Annotated in this window: 14 protein-coding genes; 2 read left to right on the forward strand and 12 right to left on the reverse strand. The window is 37.1% G+C overall.

The features are described 5' to 3' along the window. Positions 1-12 precede the first annotated feature (12 nt). Complete coding sequence (gene polA / locus QZR76_RS02495; RefSeq protein WP_294140218.1) at positions 13-2,709, reverse strand: DNA polymerase I; 2,697 nt, start codon at positions 2,707-2,709, stop codon at positions 13-15. A 157-nt stretch (positions 2,710-2,866) separates the two neighbouring features. Here polA and QZR76_RS02500 point away from each other — a divergent pair, with 157 nt between their 5' ends. Together QZR76_RS02500 and QZR76_RS02505 are read left to right on the forward strand one after the other, a co-directional pair. After that, a complete protein-coding gene (locus QZR76_RS02500; protein WP_294140073.1) occupies positions 2,867-3,958 on the forward strand; it encodes a bifunctional 3-deoxy-7-phosphoheptulonate synthase/chorismate mutase type II in 1,092 nt (363 codons plus the stop codon). Positions 3,959-3,975: 17 nt separating this feature from the next. Further along, a complete protein-coding gene (locus tag QZR76_RS02505; RefSeq protein ID WP_294140075.1) occupies positions 3,976-4,635 on the forward strand; it encodes a response regulator transcription factor in 660 nt (219 codons plus the stop codon). Here the strand turns inward: QZR76_RS02505 and QZR76_RS02510 are convergent. The 11 genes from QZR76_RS02510 to dut all read right to left on the reverse strand — a co-directional run bounded on the left by QZR76_RS02510 (position 4,632) and on the right by dut (position 17,255). After that, the gene (locus tag QZR76_RS02510) at positions 4,632-5,537 is read right to left on the reverse strand and encodes a serine acetyltransferase (RefSeq protein ID WP_294140076.1); all 906 of its coding nucleotides are present in this window, start codon (positions 5,535-5,537) and stop codon (positions 4,632-4,634) included. The two genes, QZR76_RS02505 and QZR76_RS02510, sit on opposite strands and share 4 nt — an antisense overlap. A 2-nt stretch (positions 5,538-5,539) precedes the next feature. Next, positions 5,540-6,475: a cysteine synthase A gene (gene cysK, locus QZR76_RS02515; RefSeq protein ID WP_294140079.1), complete on the reverse strand. Its 936-nt coding sequence runs from the start codon at positions 6,473-6,475 to the stop codon at positions 5,540-5,542. A gap of 169 nt (positions 6,476-6,644) precedes the next feature. Then, on the reverse strand, positions 6,645-8,444 hold the full coding sequence (gene uvrC, locus QZR76_RS02520; RefSeq protein WP_294140220.1) for an excinuclease ABC subunit UvrC: 1,800 nt from the start codon (positions 8,442-8,444) through the stop codon (positions 6,645-6,647). Beyond that, positions 8,444-10,060: an adenine deaminase gene (ade, locus tag QZR76_RS02525; RefSeq protein WP_294140081.1), complete on the reverse strand. Its 1,617-nt coding sequence runs from the start codon at positions 10,058-10,060 to the stop codon at positions 8,444-8,446. The genes uvrC and ade overlap by 1 nt, the downstream gene beginning before the upstream one ends. A gap of 76 nt (positions 10,061-10,136) precedes the next feature. Further along, a complete protein-coding gene (mnmG, locus tag QZR76_RS02530; protein ID WP_294140083.1) occupies positions 10,137-12,023 on the reverse strand; it encodes a tRNA uridine-5-carboxymethylaminomethyl(34) synthesis enzyme MnmG in 1,887 nt (628 codons plus the stop codon). A 1-nt stretch (position 12,024) separates the two neighbouring features. Next, entirely contained in the window at positions 12,025-12,453 is a 429-nt protein-coding gene (gene ybeY, locus QZR76_RS02535; RefSeq protein WP_294140085.1) for an rRNA maturation RNase YbeY, read from the reverse strand. A 6-nt stretch (positions 12,454-12,459) separates the two neighbouring features. Further along, complete coding sequence (locus QZR76_RS02540) at positions 12,460-12,858, reverse strand: ATP-binding protein (RefSeq protein ID WP_294140087.1); 399 nt, start codon at positions 12,856-12,858, stop codon at positions 12,460-12,462. A 180-nt stretch (positions 12,859-13,038) separates the two neighbouring features. Continuing rightward, positions 13,039-14,031 carry a peptidoglycan DD-metalloendopeptidase family protein gene (locus QZR76_RS02545; RefSeq protein ID WP_294140088.1) on the reverse strand — a complete coding sequence of 331 codons (993 nt, stop codon included), beginning with the start codon at positions 14,029-14,031 and terminating at the stop codon, positions 13,039-13,041. 197 nt (positions 14,032-14,228) lie between these two features. Continuing rightward, positions 14,229-15,083 (reverse strand): DUF4292 domain-containing protein, encoded by an 855-nt coding sequence (locus QZR76_RS02550; protein ID WP_294140091.1) that lies wholly within the window; start codon positions 15,081-15,083, stop codon positions 14,229-14,231. Then, positions 15,073-16,803: a tetratricopeptide repeat protein gene (locus QZR76_RS02555; RefSeq protein ID WP_294140092.1), complete on the reverse strand. Its 1,731-nt coding sequence runs from the start codon at positions 16,801-16,803 to the stop codon at positions 15,073-15,075. Before QZR76_RS02555 ends, QZR76_RS02550 begins: the two co-directional genes overlap by 11 nt. Positions 16,804-16,820: 17 nt before the next feature. Continuing rightward, positions 16,821-17,255 (reverse strand): dUTP diphosphatase, encoded by a 435-nt coding sequence (dut, locus tag QZR76_RS02560; RefSeq protein WP_294140094.1) that lies wholly within the window; start codon positions 17,253-17,255, stop codon positions 16,821-16,823. Positions 17,256-17,426 lie beyond the last annotated feature (171 nt).

Consider the following 17,426-nt stretch of genomic DNA (forward strand, 5'->3'; position numbering starts at 1 on the left):
CGTATACAACATTTAATGGGCTTCATACCAGTTCTCTCCGTACCCGGTACTCACGGTCAAGGGGACAGCAAGTTTAACCACATTCTCCATGCAATCCACGACCAATCCTTTTAACTCTTCCAACTCCTCCTTGTAACATTTGAAATTCAACTCGTCATGTACCTGTAATATCATTTTGGACTTTAACCCTCTCCGTATGATCTCCTGATGGATACAGATCATCGCTTTTTTAATGATATCGGCAGCAGACCCCTGAATCGGGGCATTCACTGCGTTTCGTTCCGCAACCCCGCGAACCACGGCATTCCGGGAGTTAATATCTCGCAAATAACGCCGCCGTCCCATGATGGTCTCCACATATCCTTGTTTTCTGGCTTTTTCGACAGATTTCTCCATATATTGCTTCACCCCGGGATAAAGATCAAAATAACCGTCTATTAACTCTTTTCCTTCTTTTCTCGGTATCTTTAATCGTTCGGCTAGTCCCCAAGCCGAAATACCGTATATAATACCGAAATTAGCCGTCTTAGCCCGACGTCTCATCTCCGGTGTAACCTCGTTCAAAGGTACGTGATAAATTTTTGCGGCCGTTTCAGCATGTACGTCTTCCCCGTTCAAAAAAGCATCTATCAACTCCTTCGTTCCGCTTAAATGAGCCATCAAACGAAGTTCGACCTGAGAATAGTCGGCCGAAAAGAAGCAATAATCAGGATCCCCGGTAATAAAAGCTTTCCGAATATTTCTTCCCTCTTCGGTCCGGACGGGGATATTCTGCAAATTGGGATTCAAACTACTTAAACGACCGGTAGCCGCTTCTGCCTGGTTAAAACGCGTATGAATTTTTCCGGTACCGGGATCAATATAGGTCGGTAAAGCCTCTGCATAAGTCGTCAACAATTTCTTCAATCCCCGGTAAGTCAATATATGTTCTATGATCGGATGCTCTCCCTCCAACTTGGATAAAACTTGTTCGGACGTACTGTATTGACCCGTTTTGGTCTTTTTATTTGTCCCCCCGATATTCATATCGTCGAACAACACCTCTCCCAGTTGTTTGGGCGAACTGATGTTGAACTCCTTTCCTGCCATCTGATAAATAATCTTTTCGGACCCCGCAATCTTTAACTTCAACTCCTCAGACAACTCTTTCAATGCCTCTTTGTCAATCGCGACACCTTCATACTCCATGTCCGCCAAAACAAAAACCAAAGGCATCTCCAACTGCTCGAAAAGTGTATATAAGCCGACCTGCTCCAAAGCTTCCTTAAGTTTCCCTTTCAACCGGAAAAGGATATCGGTTCTCTCTTCAAAATCTTTATTTTGAACGGTATCATCCTCAAACAACAACGTAAGCTGTTGACTCTCACCGTCTCCTCCCTTAATCAACCGATAATTCAACAATTCCAGCGCAATTCGTTCCAACTCATGAGAGCTATCCGGTTGCAACACGTAATGTGCAATCTTTATATCAAAAATCCGGTTTTTTATTTCAATACCCGCCCGTCGTAACCAGATGATATCATTTTTCACATCATTAGATATCAAAATCTTATCCGAATTTTCAAAGACGGATTTCAGCCTTCCGATCATTTTCTCGGCAGCCCCTTTTTCTAAAGGTAAACGCAGGTAACGCACCCGATAGGCCCGAACCGAAAAAGCAAGGTAAGCCGGGTAAGAATTATAAAGAGTCCCATCCCCAAATACCGAATTCAAAACATACTCCGGAGCCTTTTCCAACACTTCGATCAATTCATTCAACTCTTTTTCACTTTGAATTTCCTGATAAGCAACCTCTTCTTCATGCAGAGATTCAACCAGGGATTCAGTATGCTCGATCGAAAATATCCGTTTAGACAAGGAAAAGAGCTCTAACTCCTTAAATATCGGTTCCAACACTTCCTCTTTTATCTCTTTCCGAGTTAAATCCTTTATAGAGATATCTACCGGAACCTCACTATTGATCGTAACCAACTCTTTCGATAAAAACACCGTAGATTGACAAGCCAGTAAATTTTCTTTTTGTTTCCCTTTTAACTCTTCTATATGCTGGTATATACCTTCAATACTCCCGTATTTATAAATCAAAGAAGAAGCGCTTTTCGGCCCTACCCCGGAACATCCCGGAACATTATCGGCAGAATCCCCCATCAATCCTAAAATATCGATGACCTGTTCCACCCGCTCTATTCCGAAATGATCCAAAACTTCCGCGATTCCCCACACCTCCGATTTATTTCCAGCCCGTCCCGGCTTATACATAAACACCCGCTCGCTCACCAACTGGGCATAATCTTTATCCGGAGTGATCATATAGACCTGAAAATTCTCTTTTTCGGCGATTTTGGCTAAGGTTCCGATAACATCATCCGCCTCAAAACCATCCACGGCAATCAAACCGATTCCTAATCCTTGAATGATTCTTTTTATATAAGGGACCGATTTTTTTAAATCCTCCGGCATAGGAGGACGCTGAGCTTTATATTGAGGATACATTTCATGCCGGAAGGTGGGTCCTTCCGGATCAAAAACGACAGCCAAATGAGTCGGTCTTTCCTCTTCCAACAGTTCCAACAAAAAATTACAAAAACCAAAAGTTGCCGAAGTATTTATCCCTGTTGTTGTTATCCTCGGATTATTAATAAACGCATAATACGAGCGATAAATCAACGCGTAAGCATCCAACAAATACAACTTTTTTTCTTCATTCATCATCGTTTCCTTTTCAAATTAGTTTTTACAAAGTTAGAAATAATATGCAATTCGGCATCTATTAAAAAAGAAAAGAATATCTTTGAGTGATTTCTTTCTAACGAATAAAATCAAATACATCTGGTATACAAAATATTGATTACAAAACAATTATAATATGTTATCCAAACCGGATATATATCCATACACGGAATGGAATTTCTTCTCCGACACCCGTCGGCCATTGATTATCGCAGGTCCTTGTAGTGCGGAAAGCGAATTTCAATTATTTCAGACTGCACAAGAATTAAAAAATAACGGTATCGATATTTTACGAGCCGGGCTTTGGAAACCGCGTACACGTCCCAACTGTTTCGAGGGAGTCGGAAGCAAGGGCCTTTCCTGGCTGAAACGTATTCAGGAAGAGTTGGACATGAAGGTCTCTACCGAGGTCGCCAACGTTCACCACGTGGAGATGGCGCTCTCTGCCGGGATCGATTTATTATGGATCGGAGCACGTACGACGGCTAATCCTTTTGCAGTCCAAGAGATTGCGGAAGCATTAAGAGGAGTGGATATCCCCGTACTAATAAAAAATCCGATTAACCCGGATATCGAATTATGGGTCGGGGCTTTCGAACGTTTGAGTTTATGTGGCTTAACCCGATTAGGGGCCATTCACCGGGGATTTTCTTCGTACAATAATTTAATCTACCGAAATTCTCCGCAATGGCAGATCCCGATTGAATTAAAACGAAGGATTAAAAATTTACCCCTATTTTGTGATCCCAGTCATATCAGCGGACATTCCGAATACATTCAGGAAATAGCTCAAAAATCCATGGATCTCGGATTTGACGGATTAATTATCGAATCCCACATTTGTCCGGCTTCAGCATTAAGTGATGCGGAACAACAAGTTACCCCGCAAATACTTAAACATATTTTATCAAAATTAATTATTCGGGCAGAGCAATCCTTAAATTCCGACTATCAATATATAATTGAAGAACTTAGAGAAAAAATCGATAACCTGGATAATATGATACTGGAAACGTTAACCAACCGGATGAAAATCATAGAAGAAATCGGGCAGTATAAAAAACAAAACAATATCACGATCTTACAACCCGACCGATGGGAAAAGATACTGAACCGGGTCATGGCGGAAGCCAGGCAAAACGGATTGAACCCCGAACTGGTAGAAAAAGTGTTTAAGGCTATCCACCAAGCCTCCATAGACCGGCAGACTGAAATCATGAATGAATAAACAGATTGACTTTTTCCATGAGTGAATTAATCATAGCAGACAAACAAGATATTACTAAAGCGGGACTTCTCTTCTTATCGCAAAAACTGAATGGATTCAAAACCATTTCAGAAGTAAAAAACAAAGAAGAATTGATTCAACGGCTCACCTTGGATCCAGAGGCTGTTGTCGTTATAGATTATATATTATTCGATTTCGTTGATATAGAAGAACTATTGGAAATAAAAGAACGCTTTCAACAAGCCAAATGGATTTTATTTTCAGAGAATTTGAACGACGATATTCTAAATAAATTGATTTTCAACACCCACTCTTTCAGCGCTATTTTAAAAAGCTGTTCCAACGAAGAGATTACTTGTGCTTTAAAATGTTCAACATGCGGGGAGCGTTTTATATGCAATCGCATATGTAACAAATTACTTACGATTAACAATCCCGGGCTTCATACACAAAACAAGCTTACTCCCGCGGAGCGGGACATTCTGAAAGAGATCGCTTCCGGTAAAACGACAAAAGAGATTGCACATGAACGAAATCTAAGTTTTCATACGATACTGACCCATCGGAAGAATATCTTCAGGAAAATCGGGGTACGCAATGCTTATGAAGCGACAAAATACGCTATACGTACACGTATTATTTACCCCAACGAATACCTGGGTGAAAAAGAAGATTAAATGCCGAGACCATCGGAAAAAGTATTGGATAACGCCTTCTGTTGTAAAACGTGAGAACCGGGGGGAACGCTAACCGTTAACCAAACGTTACCTCCGATAACGGAATCTCTGCCAATCGTCACTCTCCCCAAAATACTCGTATTAGCATAAACTACTACGTTATCTTCCAAAATCGGGTGACGAGGAATATTCATCGGGCTTCCTTCTTCATCCAATACAAAACGTTTGGCACCGAGAGTCACCCCCTGATACAAGCGAACCCGATTACCGATAATACAAGTTTCTCCGATTACAACTCCGGTTCCGTGATCGATACTAAAAGATTCCCCGATCTTTGCACCGGGATGTATATCAATACCTGTCTCGGAATGAGCCATCTCAGAAATAATACGCGGCAATATAGGAACTCCCAGTAATAACAACTCGTGGGCTACCCGATGATTCAATAAAGCCCGTACTGCCGGATAACAAAAGATAACCTCCCCGTAACTTTTAGCTGCCGGATCCCCTTCCAGAATTGCCCGGACATCGGTATGCAACAGACGTTTTATTTCCGGTATCCGGTTAATGAATAACAAAGCCAGATCTTCCGCACATTCCGACGAAGCACTACAATGCCCCTGGATATTAAAACAACTCCCATACAAGATTTGTTCGGATAACAAATGGTACAAACGTTCCATTTTCACTCCTATATGATATCGAATAGTTTCCGGATGCACACAAGGTTCCCCGTAGTAACCGTAAAAAATGACAGAACGCAACAAATTGACCACCTCCTTCAATTTTTCGATAGAAGGAAGTGGCATCTCATGTTGCAATATGTATTCGTCCTCTCCCAAAGGGAGGGAAAGCTTCTCCACGTTTTTCTGTAAGATATCAAAAGTATCGGTTCGTTTCATGTCTATTCATAATTATACAAAGGTGTCGAAAGGTATCTTTCCCCGGTATCCGGTAACAATACCACTATATTTTTCCCTTGATTATCGGGATGTTTAGCAACCATAACAGCCGCATGCAGAGCTGCCCCGGAGGAAATCCCGGTCAACACGCCTTCCGTTTTGGCCAATTCCCGTGCCGTTTCAAAAGCCTTCTCCGTCTCAACCTGCACGATACTATCCACCACCTCATTTGAAAAAACTCGGGGAACAAATCCAGCACCGATTCCCTGAATTTGATGAGGACCGGCTATTCCTCCGGATAAAACAGGAGAATCACTCGGTTCCACGGCAATAATTCTTATCCCCGGCTTCAATTGTTTTAAGCGACGACCAACCCCAGTGATTGTTCCTCCGGTTCCTACTCCGGCAATAAAAATATCTACGTTACCATCCGTATCTTCCCAAATCTCTTCTGCCGTTGTCCGTTCATGAATTGCAGGGTTCGCAGGATTCTCAAACTGTTGCAGTATGGTTGAATTCGGATTGGCCTGCTGCAATTCCTCCGCCTTGGCAATAGCCCCCCGCATGCCTTCAGATCCCGGGGTCAATATTAAATTCGCCCCTAAAGCCTTCAATAAATTTCTCCGCTCCACACTCATCGTCTCCGGCATGGTCAAAGTGAGCCTATAACCTCTGGAAGCGGCAACCATGGCCAATCCGACTCCGGTATTTCCACTTGTAGGCTCAATAATTTCCGAACCCGGTTTCAATAGACCTGCCCGTTCCGCATCCTCGATCATTGCCAGAGCAATACGATCTTTCACACTTCCGGCCGGATTAAAGTATTCCAACTTAGCTATAATTTTAGCTTTCAACTTCTTATTTCGGTTGAAATTAGATAATTCCAATAGAGGGGTATGCCCTACTAAATCCGTTAATCGTTTTGCTATTTTTCCCATAATGCCTGTCTAATTAAATCGTATCAAAACTATAAGTTTATTTTTTAAACAAAAATCACATAAATAAGGTATTTCCATACCCTATTTATGGTATTCGTTTTTAACTGCAAAAAAGTTTCTTAAAAAACAAATTATATTAAATGCTTCGTAAACAGATAGAAATAACGGTTTATACCATGGAATTGAAATAATTCCGTATGATTTTAGCCTTTGCTTTTCCGATAACCCCGGATAGCTCTTCCAAAGAAGCTTTTGCTATCATATCTATTGTCTTAAAATATTGAAACAAAGTAATTTCAGTCTTTTCTCCAATACCTTCAATTTCACTTAAAACACTATTGATCTGTCCTTTTTCCCTTAACTTCCGATGAAATGTGATACCAAAACGGTGAGCCTCGTCACGGATGTGCATCAGGGTTTTTAGGGCAAGGGAGTTTTTAGCCAATAAATAAGGGTCCGTATCTCCGGGATAATAGATCTCTTCCATCCGTTTTGCCAAACCTATAATGGGAATTTGTCCCTGAATACCTAATTTTTCCAAACTATTCAAAGCAGCGTGCAACTGTCCTTTGCCTCCATCGATTACAATTAGATCCGGAAGCTCTTTCCCTTCGTCTAAAACCCGGTGATATCGCCGATAAATAATCTCCTCCATAGAGGCAAAATCATCAGGTCCCTCTACCGTTTTCACGTGAAAATGCCTATACTCCCGTTTAGCAGGCTTACCGTCTATAAAAACGACACAGGAAGCCACAGGATTAGTTCCCTGTATATTCGAATTATCAAAACATTCCATCCGATGCGGAATACGAGGTAATTTCAATTCCGTTTTTATCGTGTTCAACACCGTGAATTTACTATCTTCCTTCCGAAAAACTCCTCTTTGTCTCTCCCTATCCATTTTAAAGAATTTGGCATTTCGCTCGGAAAGTTCCAGTAACTGTTTTTTTTCTCCTCGCTGCGGAATAAAATAATTAATTCCATCCATCAAAACATCGGGATAAAAAGGAACCAAAACCTCCCTCGAATGACTATTGACCAATTGTCTGATTTCCAGAATGGCAAAAGAGAGAAGGGATTCTCTCGATTCATCTAACTTACGTTCCAATTCAATAGTATGAACCTGATTTACAGCTCCATGTATAATTCGTAAATAATTTATATAAGCGTATTTATCCTCTTCTATATAAGAAAAAACATCCATGTCATTGATAGAAGTACGCACAATCGTCGATTTCGTCTGATGAGTCTTCAACGCTTCTATTGCCTCTTTCAATTCCTGAGCTTTTTCAAATTGCATGGAAATAGAAAATTCTCTCATTTTGCTATTCATGGTATCCAGAACTGTAGAGATATTCCCTTTCAGGATAGAACGAATTTGAACGATAAAATCCAAATATTCCTCTTCCGACACTTTCCCCACGCAAGGAGCTAAACAATTTCCCAGATGATACTCCAAACAAACCTTATATTTTCCATCATAAATATTTGATTTATTGATAGATAAATTACATGTACGCAGTTTATAAAGTGATTTGATCAGTGTAATTAAAGTATGTGCGAATTTCACCGAAGTATAAGGACCAAAATATTCCGAACCGTTTCGTACGAATTTTCGAGTAATGAAAACCCTAGGAAAAGGTTCATTGGTAATACAAATCCACGGATAAGTCTTATCGTCCTTCAATAAAATATTATAGCGGGGTTTGTATTTTTTGATCAAATTATTCTCCAAAAGAAGTGCATCTTGCTCGCTATCAACGACTACATACCTTAAATCCCGGATCTTTTTCACCAAAACCATAGTCTTAGATGATTGATTCGTTTTGATAAAGTAAGATGAAACCCTGTTTTTCAAACTTTTAGCCTTCCCAATGTATATAATGGTACCATTGGCATCTAAAAATTGATAAACACCGGGATTAGTAGGCAGTTTGCTTACTTTTTCTTTCAGAAGATCATCTTCCATCATTCTTGTACAAAATCAAACTTACTATAATCAAACATTCCTTTTTCTCCTATTTTAAAATAAGGAATTACAATCAACGACATAAATGAAAGAGTCATGAACGGAGATTTCAGAGGTGATCCCATCGTTCTTATCTCATCGTTCAATTTCAAGTATCGACCGGCAACTTCTTCACAAGACAGATCGCTAACAATTCCCCCTATGGGTAGGGGTAAAGTTAAAAGTTTACCCTTGTTTTTAACCGACAAACCTCCTTTTTGTTCAATCACGGCATTAATGGAGGTGACTAAATCTTCGTCTGTACAACCGATAGCAATTATATTATGTGAATCATGAGAAATGCAAGAAGCAAAAGCACCTTGCTTTATACCGAATCCGGAAATAAATCCGACCTGAGGTTTTCCGTTCAAATAACGATTTAAATAAACAATCTTCAATACATCAGCTGAAAGATCAGATTCAAATTTATCCTTTTCATTGTCGAGTGAATAAATCATTTTTTCGGTTACAAGTTCATCCGGCGTGATTTTAATACAAGCCACTTGATTCGATATTGTCGTTTCTATATCCGAAACATTCAATTTTTCATGATGGAAAAAATTAAATAAGTTCCATTTCTCTTTTAGATCAGGAAGAGATCTCTTTTTAAAAACGTCCTCCCCATCGATAAAAGTAGAAATAATATTCATTTTCTCTATATCATCCGTAATAATAAAATCAGCTTTATCTCCTATATTTAAAGTCCCCACATCCAAATGATAAAAATAAACCGGATTCAAACAAGCAACTTGTAACACATCAAAAATACTAAACCCATCCGATAAAGCCTTTTTCACCATATAATTGATATGCCCGAACTGCAGAAGATCGTCGGGATGAGCGTCATCCGTACAAAACATAACATCATCCGTATGTGTTCCGATCAAGGATTTCAATGCATCGTAATTTTTTGCGGCACTACCTTCCCGAATAATAATTTTCATTCCTTTCATGATTTTTTCTTCCGCTTCATCCAAAGCCACGCATTCATGATCTGTCTCTATCCCATGTCCTATATACAAGCTTAAACTGTCTCCCCTTAACGCAGGCGCATGACCGTCTATTTTCAAATTATATTTTTTCGCAATAGACAATTTTGCTACCACCTCTGGATCATTATTCAAAACTCCGGGTATGTTCATCATTTCCGACAATGCAACAAATCTTCCCGTAGCAGCCATCTCCTCTACATCTTTAGCATCTATTCTTTTCGCTATCCGATCAAATGAAGTTGCAGGTACACAAGAAGGGATTCCGTAATAAAATTTCAAAGCGGCTCCTTCACTATTTTCCATCATTTTTTTCACCCCTTCTACCCCTAACACATTTGCTATTTCGTGCGGGTCATTGACGACTGCAACCGTACCGAATTGAGTAACTATATTTGAAAACTCAACAGGTAAAAGCATAGAACTTTCAACGTGCACATGAGCATCGACAAAACCAGGCATAATATACCGATCGTAGGAATTAGAATTCCTTTCAATAGATACAATCCTTCCCCCCGAAATTTTAATAGTAGAAGGATAAATTTCTCTATTGATGATATCCACTAAATTACCTTCTATTGTTTTCATAATGCATTTTTTAAACGATTAACCGCATATCAACCCTTCGCATCATTTTAAGATGTTCCACGTGAAACATCTTCCTTTATCTCCCCATTAAAATGAGTAAAACATTAATATCAGAAGGAGATACTCCAATAATACGAGAAGCCTGACCAATTGTTTTAGGCTTAATTTTTGTAAGTTTTTCACGGGCTTCAATAGAAAGTGCAGCTATCTCCATATAATTGAATTTATCGGCAATAATTAAATTTTCCAAACGATTCAATTTATCCGCCATCAATCTTTCTCTCTCTATATAACCCGAATACTTCACCAAAACTTCGGCTGCCTCAATGATCTCCTCACGAATAAAATGATCGGAAACAAATGATTTTAAAGAAGGTATAAAATCAATAATATTCATTAAGTTGATTTGAGGCCGAGAAATTAAGTCAACCAACTTTATTTTTTGTTTGATCGGAGATGAATTCAAAGTCTCGAGAACTCCGTTAATTTCTTCAGGAGAAATACTATAATTTCGAACAAAATCTATTAAACGATCCCTTTTTACCATTTTATCCCGAAATATAAGATTTCGTTCTTCTGATACCAAACCCATTTCGTATCCTAAAGGAGTTAACCTTACATCGGCATCATCCTGGCGTAAGAGAATACGATACTCCGCCCTGGAAGTAAACATACGATAAGGTTCATCTACTCCCTTCGTTACTAAATCATCGATCAAAACACCAATATAAGCCTGATCACGATTCAACACGAAAGTTTTGTTTTCATGAAGCGATAAATGAGCATTTATACCAGCCATCAAACCTTGTGCCGCAGCTTCCTCATAACCGGTAGTGCCATTGATTTGACCCGCGAAATAGAGCCCCGGAACCAATTTCGTTTCCAAGGTTGAAAACAACTGGGTCGGTGGGAAAAAATCATACTCTATAGCATAACCCGGCCGGAATATTTTAACATGCTCGAAACCCTCTACAGAACGCAGAGCTTTCAATTGTATATCCAAAGGCAAAGAAGAAGAGAAACCATTCAAATAATATTCAGTAGTCGTTTCTCCTTCCGGTTCCAAAAAAAGATGATGGCTCTCTTTATCGGAAAAAGTATCTAATTTCGTTTCAATACTGGGACAATAACGAGGACCTATACTCTTAATCGTGCCGTTAAACAAAGGACTATCATCAAAACCCGTACGCAATATATCGTGTACCTTTTTATTCGTGTACGCAATATAACACGGACGCTTTTTCAAGTCATTTTCATAATCAAAGTGGAGAAAAGAAAATTTATGAAAATCATTATCTCCATCCTGACGAGTCAATTTAGAAAAATCAATACTTCGGCCATCAATTCGTACAGGAGTACCTGTCTTCATCCTCCCTATCGTAAAACCCAAACTTATCAATTGCTCCGACAACCCGAAAGAAGCTTGTTCCGAAATTCTTCCACCCGGGAAACTCACTCTTCCGACATGCATCAATCCATTGAGAAAGGTTCCATTAGTCAAAATAACTTTCTTGGCAGAGAAATAAACCCCCAAAGCTGTCTTTACACCGCTTACATTCCCTTCAGCATCCAACAACAACTCATTCACATGATCTTGCCAAATATCCAAATTAATCGTGTTTTCAACGATACTTCTCCAATTTTGAGAAAAAGAGATCCGATCGCACTGAGATCTCGGACTCCACATGGCCGGCCCTTTCGAAAGATTTAGCATTCTAAATTGAATGGAACTCCTGTCCGTCACAATACCTGTATATCCCCCTAATGCATCTATCTCTCTAACAATCTGTCCTTTAGCTATTCCTCCAATGGCAGGATTACATGACATCTGAGCTATCTTATTCATATCCAATGTAATAAGTAGCGTTTTAGAGCCTAAATTAGCAGCAGCACATGCTGCTTCGCATCCTGCATGACCAGCCCCCACAACTATAACATCATATAGAGGAAATAAAGACGACATATTATAGTGTTTTAAGCAATTCTAAACAATGATCTTCATTCTTTCTCATCAACTTAGCATCTTCATCCGTTTTATCCTTAAAACCTATTAAATGAAGAACCGAATGTACTATAACACGATTCAGCTCGTTTTCAAAAGTCGTATTAAACTCCGATGCGTTGGACCGTACAGTATCCAAACTAATAAAAACGTCGCCTGAAAGTATGTCGTTTTCTCTATAATCAAAGGTGATCACATCGGTATAATAATCGTGATTCAAATATTTTTGATTCACGTTTAATATATAAGAATCATCACAAAAAATAAAAGAAATAGTCCCTATACAGCAAGAATAATCGGAAGCCACTAAATCCAACCATTTCTTTATCTTTTCCGCCAATAGAAAAGGCGGCAGTTCACACCCTTCATTAAAAAAGAAAATCTCACTCATTACAATTTATAAATTGAAAACCAATGTTACCTTCGAACCGTTATCTTCAAAAATCAAATCATCCGACAAGGTTTTCATTAAATAAAGTCCGCGTCCGGCATCTTTTTCGATGTTATCCGGTAAAGTAGGATCCGGAATATAATTGTAATCAAATCCTTCTCCTTCATCTTTTACCGTTACGCAAAGCTTACTGTCATCTTCGCGTACAAAAAATTTTACATGCTTAGAAGGATCAAGCTTATTTCCATATAAAATAGCATTATTAACCGCTTCTATAACACACAGACTGATTTTACCGAATACCTCAGGTTCAACATGATACACATCGACAAAGTAATCAATGAAATTTTCTACTTTAACGATGTTTCCAATCTCTGAAGTAATTGAAAATTCTAATTTGTCCATCACCAACTAAAATGAAATAGTTCATATTAAATTTACCAACACAATAACAATATCCACTCAAATCTCGATCACAACTTAAACCGCATATACACAGCTTAACGTATAGCGAATTTAAACAAAAAAAAATTAAATATCAATTCATCAAATAGATAAAAATTTTAAAGTCTGCCTCTATAAAACCTACCAGGGAGACAACCATAACTGAGGATCCAGTTTTTCCTTATCCCTCCATATCTGAAAATTTAAAGTACTGCTACTTTCATTGTCAGAAGCCAACTTACCTATTTTTTGTTTCAGCTTAATTACATCTCCTTTCCTGATGTAAACTTTTATCATATTCGAATAAAGTGTCAAATAATTACCGTGTCTGATCATGACTACATTATTATAACCCGGTATAAACATGATTTCGACGACAGTACCCGTAAAAACCGATCTGACATCCGCACCGGCTGATGTCGTAACGGTTATTCCATCGTTTGTCAACTTTACCTGCTTGAAAAGAGGGTGAACATTAACTCCAAATTTCTCCGATACGAATCCTTCTTCAACAGGCCAAGGTAATTTTCCTCTATTTTTAGCGAAATCATCCGAAATAAGTTTCTCTTCAGGCGTTAATTTATAGTTAGAATTTTTACTACCTGATTTTTTAGCCTGTGCGGCGATCAAAGACTTCAGCTTGTTAGCCAAAACTTCTCTTTTCTTGATTTCGGCCTTCAATTTTTTATCTAATTCTCTCTCTTTCTTCTTTAACTCATTAACATAGCTATTAGCCTGATTTTGTTCTTTTGTCAATTCTGCATTTTTAGCAACAATAAGGCTTTGCTTTTCGTTCTTTTCCGAAACCAAAAGATTCAATTTATTATTAACTGTCGTCAAAGAATCGTTAGTCACTTTTATAAGCTCTATTTGTCGTTTGGAATAGTCCTGTACCTGATCGAAGTATTTATAACGCGCATAGGCTTGCATAAGAGTCGTAGAAGAAAAAATAAAGGCTAATTTATCCGATTGATTTCTCTTCTTCCAAGTTTCATAAACCATCTTTGCATAAAAATCCAACATTTTTTGTCTATTTGACTCCAAATGGGTCTTTACTCGTTCATTATCGGTAATTAATTTTTCAAGATAAGAAACTTCATCATTCAATCCTTGAATAATTTCCTTGCCCTTCACAATTTTTTGATTGATTATAGTAAGCTTTTGCAAAGTGGTCATACGATTATTCCGGGTAGAACTCAACAATTTATTTAAATATGAAATCTCCTTTTCTGCCTGTTCTTTCTTTTTCTTTACCTCATTTATAGATTGAGAAAAAGAAAAAATTGAAACATGCAGAATCAAAAAAATCAATATATACCGCACAACCACCATCAATAAATTCGTTTGTATTTACTGGATATTTTAAAATTTGGTTCTACTTTTACATCAAACTCCAATCTGTCAAAAACAATTTTAACTTCAATCGGATCCGATTCCATATAAAGATTAAAAAGAATTTTTCCAGGATACAAATACCCACCGAAATCCTTAAAATCATCATACTTTACGTTCAATCCTATCTGTTCTTCTATATCTTTAATAGAAACGAAACAAGGTCTGAAATAATCAGGATCTATTTGAATCTCTTGCAAAATTAAAGAGTACTCCTTGTTTTTCCTTCTTTTCTTATATAATTTCTTTAATTTTCTACCCAATGCTTTTTCTTCCAAAGTATAAAGTAAATAATTATTTCCAGACTTATCGAATTTATATCGTTTAGTCCTATCATTCAAAGAAGTGCAGGATTCAAAATTAAAAAAGTAATTTGAAAGAATCCGCTGAAAACAATCAAAACTTAAATTTAAATCGAATCTGTTGGAAAAATAGCTGTAATCCGATATAAAATATTCTTTATCATGAAAATTAATAAACTTCACGCTATCTGGAGTTAACAATAAACGAGCAACATTAATTCCAAGAGGCGATGCCGACATAGAGATACAAATAAAACTATCTTTTTTCATTTGCATCGTAGCTTTCAGGCTATTTGATTTTTTCTTTGTATGCAAAGAAATATCCATTTTCTTAGAATACAAAGTTTGAAAATCCAATTCATTTTCAACAATATTCCTAAATAGTCTTCCTTCTGAAATATTCTCAAGTTCCCTTTGTTTTGGCAATTTTTTTGCCGAATGACAGGAAATGAAAAGAACAACCAATAATAAAACAAATAAATTACTTCTCATTTTCAATCAATAATCCATGCTCAATTTTATTTTCTAATTCACTATTTGCTTCCTCGTCACCCAACTCCAATGCTTTTTTCCACATTTTTACAGCTTCTTCTTTCTCACCGTTCATGTATAAGATATCTCCGTAATGTTCATATAAAACACCTGAAGGCGACTGACTCTTTTCAATGGCTATATTCATATAATATTTAGCCAATGAATAACTTTTCTGCTTAAACAATACCCAAGCATAGGTATCCAGAAAAATAGGGTTATTCGGATCTACGGAAACCGTTTTCGCACTCATACGTTCTGCATCGTTCAAACGTTCGTTTCTGAGAGAAAGATAATAACTATAATTATTTAAAGTCATAATATCGTTCGGATTGATCTTCAGTACTTCATCAAACATATCAAAAGCACGTTCAACACTATCCAAAACATAAAAACACTCGCCTAAATAAGCATAAAATTGAGCTTTTATAGGAGAATTTTCAGGAGACAATTCGAGGCCTTCATTCAAATATACTAAGGCATCTTTATATTTTTTTTGAATCATCAAAGGCAAACTAACCATTGCATAAGGTAAAGGTTGATTAGGAAAATACTTCATGCACTCTTTCCCTCTATCATACATCAAAACAGTATCACCCAATTGATTATATAACAACAACAACTCTTCCCAAATTAGATAATTATTTTTATCCTTAGACAATACAAACTCTAACTCATTCGCACTCTCCTTTAACTTATTATCTTTTTTCAGTAAATCCGCATAAAGCGTTCTCACGGCCAAATCATCACTGTATTTTTCCAATAATAATCCTATGTATTCGTCTATTCTTTTATCCGACATAAACGAATCGGAAGAGTTAACTATCAATTTTAAAAGATACTGAACTTTAAAATTGTTATCATTATTATCGTTTAGTAAAGCCTTTCTCAAATAAACGTCAGCATTTAAGGTATCCTTCTTTTGCAAATAATAATCAGTCAAATAAAAAAGAACAAAACCATTTGAAGGATCTTTTTCCATTAACTTATTCAATACTTGCAACCCCTTCTTCTCCTGATCATTCAACAAATAAAGCTCTGCTAATAATCCTAAATAGTCACTTTTTCCAGGATATTTCTTTATTAACTTTAAAATTTCCGAAGAAGCTTTTTTTATATTCTTGGCTTTAGCATATAACTTAACTTTTTCTATAGAAGAAACTTCCGAAGTACCGAACTGTTTTTCATATCGATCCAATACACTTATAGCTTCTTCCCATTTCTCCACAGAGGTAAACAAATTCGTTTCAATCAAGTAGAAATCTTCTCTTTCCGGGTATTGTTTTATCAATTCGTCATAAACAAGACAAGCTTGATCTATCATCGATTTTTTTTCTAATACATTGGCCAATAAAATTTTATACCAAATATTAGAAGGTTCTAACTCCACAGCCTCCCGCATCAATCTCAAAGGAATATCCAAATTATCCGTCAATGCTAAAACAGAAGCCAATTCATAACGTACTGCCGCACTTTTATTATCAATTTTCATACATTGATCAAAACAAGATATGGCAGACTTAAAATCCCCCAATATTTTATACCGTACCCCTTCCATAAAAGCATAGTTAAACGCTACTTTTTTATCATCATCCAAAGTAGAAACTACACTATTTTTTTTATCGGCAAAAGATAAAACAGTACATCCAATAAATAGAAACGTAAGTAATGATTTGATCATTATATTTTTATGTTGTTTTAATATTTACCTGTATGACCAAAACCTCCTTCACCTCTCTCCGTTACATTTAAAACTTTTACCTCAACAAGTTCAACCTGTTCAAACTTTTGTATAACCATTTGACAAATTCTGTCCCCATCGTTAATTTGAACCATTTCGTGAGATAGATTAACAAGAATAACACCTATTTCTCCTCTATAATCAGAATCAATGGTACCCGGTGTATTTAAAACGGTTACTCCTTCATTTAAAGCTAAACCGCTTCTCGGTCTGATCTGGGCTTCATATCCTTCCGGCAACTCTATAAAAAGTCCCGTCGGTATAAGTTTTCTTTCCAAAGGTTTTAGCATGATAGATTGCTCTAAATTAGCACGAATATCCATTCCGGCGGAATAATTTGTTTTGTATTCCGGAAGAGCATGTTTTGACTTGTTGATTATATTTACTCTCATTTTGTCTCTTTAAATACAGTATTACCCTATAATAATAAATCGTGCTAAGATAGGGAATTTTTGCGAAAGAATCTGATAAAAATCCTTTCGCAAATAAAAATCTTATTTACAAAAGCATTTCAATGAACAATATCTTCGAAAAGCAAGTTATTGTTCTCTTATTATTATTAT

This window comes from uncultured Sanguibacteroides sp. (assembly GCF_900543425.1).
In the GTDB taxonomy this organism is placed as follows: domain Bacteria; phylum Bacteroidota; class Bacteroidia; order Bacteroidales; family Marinifilaceae; genus Gabonibacter.